This window comes from Coleofasciculus sp. E2-BRE-01 (genome assembly GCF_040221695.1).
GTDB lineage: Bacteria > Cyanobacteriota > Cyanobacteriia > Cyanobacteriales > Coleofasciculaceae > Coleofasciculus.
This window is the reverse complement of the sequence record NZ_JAVKEA010000016.1, coordinates 1-5,830: the sequence shown is the minus strand read 5'-3', so window position 1 is coordinate 5,830 and position 5,830 is coordinate 1. Positions and strand designations below refer to the sequence as shown.

3 protein-coding genes are annotated in these 5,830 nt (G+C 46.9%); 2 read left to right on the top strand and 1 reads right to left on the bottom strand.

Annotation, left to right across the window (positions count from 1 at the left end):
• Positions 1-467: 467 nt before the first annotated feature.
• Positions 468-2,528, bottom strand: coding sequence for an elongation factor G (locus RIG66_RS02130; protein ID WP_446374765.1), 2,061 nt, complete (start codon positions 2,526-2,528; stop codon positions 468-470).
• Positions 2,529-2,939: 411 nt separating this feature from the next.
• On the opposite strand from RIG66_RS02130, the gene RIG66_RS02125 reads away from it, so the two are divergent.
• Together RIG66_RS02125 and RIG66_RS02120 are read left to right on the top strand one after the other, a co-directional pair.
• Positions 2,940-3,986 (top strand): tetratricopeptide repeat protein, encoded by a 1,047-nt coding sequence (locus RIG66_RS02125; RefSeq protein ID WP_446374763.1) that lies wholly within the window; start codon positions 2,940-2,942, stop codon positions 3,984-3,986.
• Between the two features lie 183 nt (positions 3,987-4,169).
• Complete coding sequence (locus tag RIG66_RS02120; protein WP_446374761.1) at positions 4,170-5,624, top strand: sugar transferase; 1,455 nt, start codon at positions 4,170-4,172, stop codon at positions 5,622-5,624.
• Positions 5,625-5,830 lie beyond the last annotated feature (206 nt).

The following is a 5,830-nucleotide window of genomic DNA, read 5'->3' as shown; positions in this document are numbered from 1 at the left end:
CCTAGAAGCTTGTATGCTAGCCGTTGAGTTCCCATCGGTGCAACGTGCAAGACCGTCACACAAACAAAGTCGAGTAGCTGCTTGTTGGAGGGTAAACTAGACATTGTCTGATTATATCCGAGAAAATGTCTAGTTATGTCACTAATTGTCTAGATATTTACCGACTGTTAGTTAACCCCCTTTTTGCCACGGCGATTAAAATCGCTGCTATACAAATGTATGCGAAGCCTTCCCGAAGGGTAGTCCGCCTGCGCGGACTGGGTTATAAAGGGGGTAATCAACCCGGATTTGATACTAGGCAAGACAAGTTGCTCTTTGTGGAGAGATATACCTATCTCTGGGCTTAGATTCTTTTCAATGACAGCTATGGAGTGAACAAGAAGCAAGGAGAGTTGAAGGCAAATGCGATTGAGCGATTAGGGCGAAAACCCTCAGACTCTCCTGTTGTGTGTTTTTGATCTCAGCGTTTATCCGTTGCCATTCCCATTCCCCGTAGCCGCTAGTACATTATCAGCCACCTTACCCGGAACTTCCTGGAGATGATCATACTCCCAGTTAAAGAAGCCAATCCCCAACGTGAGCGATCGCAACTCTATGATAAAGTCATGCATTTCGGACTGAGGCAAATACCCAGAAATACAGTCCCATCCGTTCCAACCCGATACTGGTTCATAGTTGAGAATTTGTCCCCGACGCCCGGATATCAGTTGCAGCACTTTCGAGGTAAACTCTGTTGGTGCAGACACCTGAATTGCCATAATCGGTTCCAACAGTACCGGATTACACTTGGGCATCCCTTCCGTCATCGCCACTCGTGCGGCTTGTTTAAACGCCTGTTCGGAACTATCGACGGAATGATACGACCCATTGGTTAACGTAACCGCCACATCAACAACCGGGAAGCCTAAAGGACCTTGGGACAAATACTCCCGCACCCCCGTCTCAACACCTGGAATATACTGTTTGGGGACAACACCACCGACAACGGTTTCCGAGAAGCTAAAGCCTTCACCGCGCTCCATGGGCTTAATATCTAGGTACACATCCCCAAATTGCCCATGACCGCCACTTTGGTGCTTATAGCGCCCGTGGGAGGATGTAGATTTACGAATCGTTTCTTTATAAGGAATGCGAGGCAGGTGAGTATTCATCGGCAAATTATATTTACGCCGCAGTCGGTCTAATGCCACTTTGAGGTGTATTTCACCTTGTCCCCAGAGGATAATTTCATGGGTGTCCTCATGCTGCTCCCAAGCCAACGCCGGATCTTCTTCTAAAAGCTTGGTTAGCGCTCCACTGAGTTTAACTTCATCCTTGCGATTTTCGGCGATAATCGCTAAACCGTAGACGGGTTTCATGGCTGGGGCTTTCGGTAATTCTTTTGCTCCCTTCTCCTCTGTACTCAGAGTGTCACCGGTTTGAATCCCCTCTAATCGTCCGATCGCGACAATATCACCTGCCTTTGCTTCTGGGGTAGACTGCTGTTGCTGACCAAAGATATGGTATAATCCTCCAGCTCGAATTCCATTCAAAACCGCACCATCAGTGAGTTGACCCGTCCAAACTCGCGCCAAGGACAGTTTACCCCCTTGGGGAGTGTAATAGGTTTTCAGCACCTGCGCCACTGTTGCGCCACCTTTACCCGTCAATCCCCGACGTTCCGCCGTGGCTTCTGGGGCTGGGGCTTCCCGTAGTAGGGCATCAACCAGATGGCGCACCCCATAATCTTGTTCCGCCACCCCGATAAATACAGGCACAATTAAATCTGCACCCAATTCCATTTTTAGGTCTTTGACAATTTCCTCTTGGGGCGGTTCAATTTCCTCTAGAAGTTCTTCGAGTAAGTGGTCATCAAAATCTGCCAAGGCTTCCAGCATTTCTTCCCGTGCGGCATGTTCGGCGTCTTTCAGGGACTCAGGCAGGGGTACAGGGTCAGCCGGAGCGCCCGTATGATAATGAAACGCTTGTTCGGTGACTAAATCAATAAACCCGATTAGCTGTTCTCCTTTGCCAATCGGGTACTGATGGGGAATGATGGGGCGGGAGGATACCCCTTTCAAGGCGTCTAAAATCTGGCGATAGGATTGACCGCAGGCTCCCCCGTCACAGGAGAGTTGATCGATTTTGTTGACAAAGACGAGGTGGGGAATTTTCCAGTCATCCAGAAACTTGAATAAGGGGGCGAGCATCAGCACGCGATCGCTCGTGGGTTCACAGACGACAACAGCGGCATCGACACCCATGAGCGCATTATAGGTTTCTTGGGCAAACTCAATCGAACCCGGACAGTCAATCCAGTTGAAGCGAATGCCCTGATATTCGGTATCGGCGACATTAATCTCCACCGTCATCGTGCGATCGCGTGCTTCGGCGATGGCATCGCCTACGGTGTTTCCATCTTTGATGTTGCCTTTGCGAGATGTCGCCCCCGTAACGAACAACAAACTTTCTAACAGGCTGGTTTTACCACTCAAATAGGGACCAACAATTGCCACATTACGGATGGCTGTTACAGCGTTTTGGTTCATGATTTTCCCCCAGACTAATGTTAATCAAGTAATCGATTAAGGGCGTGAGGTCTTGTCTGCTCTCTAAATTAAGCGATTGGCTCACCTCTTAATCTGCCCATCTGTGGCATTTATCACATTTGCATTTATGGATATGGAGCAGATGAGCAACTCTCTGTTTATCAAATTAGCGCGTTCTGCCCTCAATTTGATACTCTCAGCCCAGTTGGGTCAGGAAAATTACTATTTAGGTTAAAGTAACGTTGCTTTCTATCAATGAGTTCTAATTTTTCTGTATATTCTCTGGTTTAACAGTTAATTTTGTAGAAAAATGGTATAATTTTAGCGCCACATAAACTTAATATTTTTTTAACAATGATAGCTGGCTGAGTAGGGAAGCCGGGGAAAACGTTTAAGATAAGATTCAGTTGAATGATGAAACACCCACGTACCCGTAAAAAACCTTCTGCCTTGTACTATCAATTAAGCTTACTGTTGCTGAGTATTAGCGTCGGTGCAATTGCTGCTAATCATTCTCTGGCGTCGGATAAGGTGGGAAACGTTCCCATGAACCCAGACGCGCCATGGCAGGTTTCTACATGCACCCCTGTACCCCTACACCCCTGCACCCCTGTACTGCTATTCCAGACAGAAACAACAGACTATCTTGCTCAATCTATTCCTCCCCTGAAGCCAACCCAACCCGCCGCACTCGAACAGTTAAATCAGGGATTGAGGTTAATTCAGCAAGGGAATGTCGCCGACGCGATCGCGGCGTTTCGCCAAGCGGCACAACTCAACCCCCAGCTTGCTCCGGCGCACTATAATTTAGGATTAGCCTTGCGTCAAGCCGGACAGTTACAAGCTGCTGCAGATGCGTTTTACCAGGCGACTCAGATCGATCCCAAGTTTGCTCTAGCTTACGCGAATTTAGGGGCAGCGTTGTTGGAAGGGAATAATTTGCCCCAAGCCAGGGAGGCGTTGAGACAGGCGATCGAACTCGATCCGGAGTTGGGGGTTGCCCATTATAATTATGGGTTGGTGCTATCTGAATTGGGAGAGTATGACGTTGCGATCGCGGCGTTCCAGAACGCGATGCAGTTGAGCAGCAATGCGCCAGAACCCGCTTATCATTTAGGACTGGTTTATCTGCGACAGGGGCAGCTTGATCAGGCAAAAGCAGCATTTGAGCAAGCCATCAAAATCAGCCCCCAATATCCAGAAGCTTACTATAATCTAGGGTCAATTTTATTTGAACAGGACAATTTAGATGGAGCGTTAGAAGCCTTTCGCCAATCGGCTGAAAGTAACTCGAATTATGCCAATGCTTATTATGGGGCAGGGTTAGTCTTTCTGCGCCAGAATCGATTACGTGATGCCCAGCAAGTTCTCGACTATGCCCGAAATCTGTACAGAAACCAGGGGAACGAGGAATGGGCAATCCGGGCTGAGCAACTCTTGCAGCAAATTACTGACTAGAAGTCTCGACGTTTCCCCGAACAGGACTGACACGAAAAGCTTTGAGGGAATCGACGCGATCGTGTGAGCCAACGTTGCAGCTAACGCTCATTTGGTTAAAAATTGTCACGAATAATCCTCGCGGAAAATTTTCATGATACAAAACAATCATAGTGTGTTTCCAAATGGGGAGATATCGTAACCATGGTAGATACAGTGAATCAAGATCATGAAATGAAACGTTTAGATCTCCGTGCACCTCTAATTGCCAAGCTACGACAAGGTATTTACATTAATTGGCTACGAGTACTCGTCTTAGTTTTTCTGGATAGTACTATGCTATGTTTGGCATGGCTCTTAGCGGATTACTTAGGGAAACCGATTCATGCTTTTAATCAGCTAGGGGATATCTTTCACCAGTCACAGGGCTTACTATTACTAATAGTTACCTTATACCTGGGAATTTTAGCTGCATCAGGACTCTATAGTACCGATGATAGACGGCGTAGTTTCTTGAATTTGATCAAAGCGCTAACTCTGGGTCAAATTATTATTTTGAATGTCGCGTTTATCTATGAACCGGAAATAGTCCTACACCGCTCCACCTTTTTGCTGGCTTGGATTTTTTCTCTCGTTTTGGTCTTTAGCGAACGATTTTTGATTCATAGCATCATCATCTACTTACGTCACGGTGGCAAATTACGTCAAGCGGTTTTCTTGTTGGGAAATCCAGAGGATCTGGAAAAAGCACGACAGCGGCTGGAGCAATTTGATCAATTCAAGATCAAGGGTGAAGCCGACCTATCAGTAAGGAGCAATCCTGAACAATGGCAACAGACGTTGGCCATGCTGCAAAATTCAGGAATTAATGAAGTGTTTATTTGTTCTTGGCACTCGATTCCCGACCCAATTTTTCTGTTTTGGGACTTGAAAAATGCGGGGATTGATTTACGAGTTCTACCAATTCGGCTAGAGCTTCCCAGCCAGTGGTCAGACATTAAAATGATTGATGGGTTGACCACGATTCGATTTCGGACTCCGCCGATTATTGGTGGGGATTTTTGGATTAAGCGTTGTTTTGATTTGGTGGCGTCAGTGGTGATTTTGCTGCTAATTAGTCCGCTGATGCTGGGGGTAGCCTTAGCCATTAAATTAGATTCTCCCGGATCTGTGTTTTATAAACAAGAACGGGGAGGCTTGAAAGGAAAACACTTTAAGGTTTGGAAGTTTCGCACCATGGTGGCTAATGCGGCAGAGTTGCAACGGGAGTTAGAGGCAAAAAATGAGATGCCTGGAGGGGTGTTGTTTAAGCTGAAAGATGATCCTCGGATTACTCGCGTGGGTCAGTTTTTGCGGCGGTATAGTTTGGATGAGTTACCTCAGTTATTTAATGTGGTGTTCGGGCAAATGAGTTTGGTCGGTCCTCGTCCCTTACCGTTACGGGATGTGGAACGGTTTAAGGAACATCATCAGATTCGCCATGAGGTGTTACCAGGGATCACGGGCTTATGGCAGATTTCGGGTCGGTCTAATGTTAAGGATTCTGAGGATGTGTTTCGGTTTGATATGACGTATATTCAGAATTGGTCACTGTCCCTGGATATTCAGATTTTGTTTGAGACGGTGAGGGTGGTGTTTTTCCATGAGGGGGCTTATTAAGGGCAAAGAAGCTACATCATCCCCATCCAATTCATTATCCTTGAGACGTGGTAGGGGCACGGCATTGCCCATGGGTGTCAACTTAAGCCACATTACCCACGATAGGATACTGGGTGTGGGGTATGGGGTGTGGGGTGTGGGGGAAAGCGAGCAATTTTGGGGAGCTATGTATTAAACGGAACCTGTTTGAAAAAAACATTGTGGAT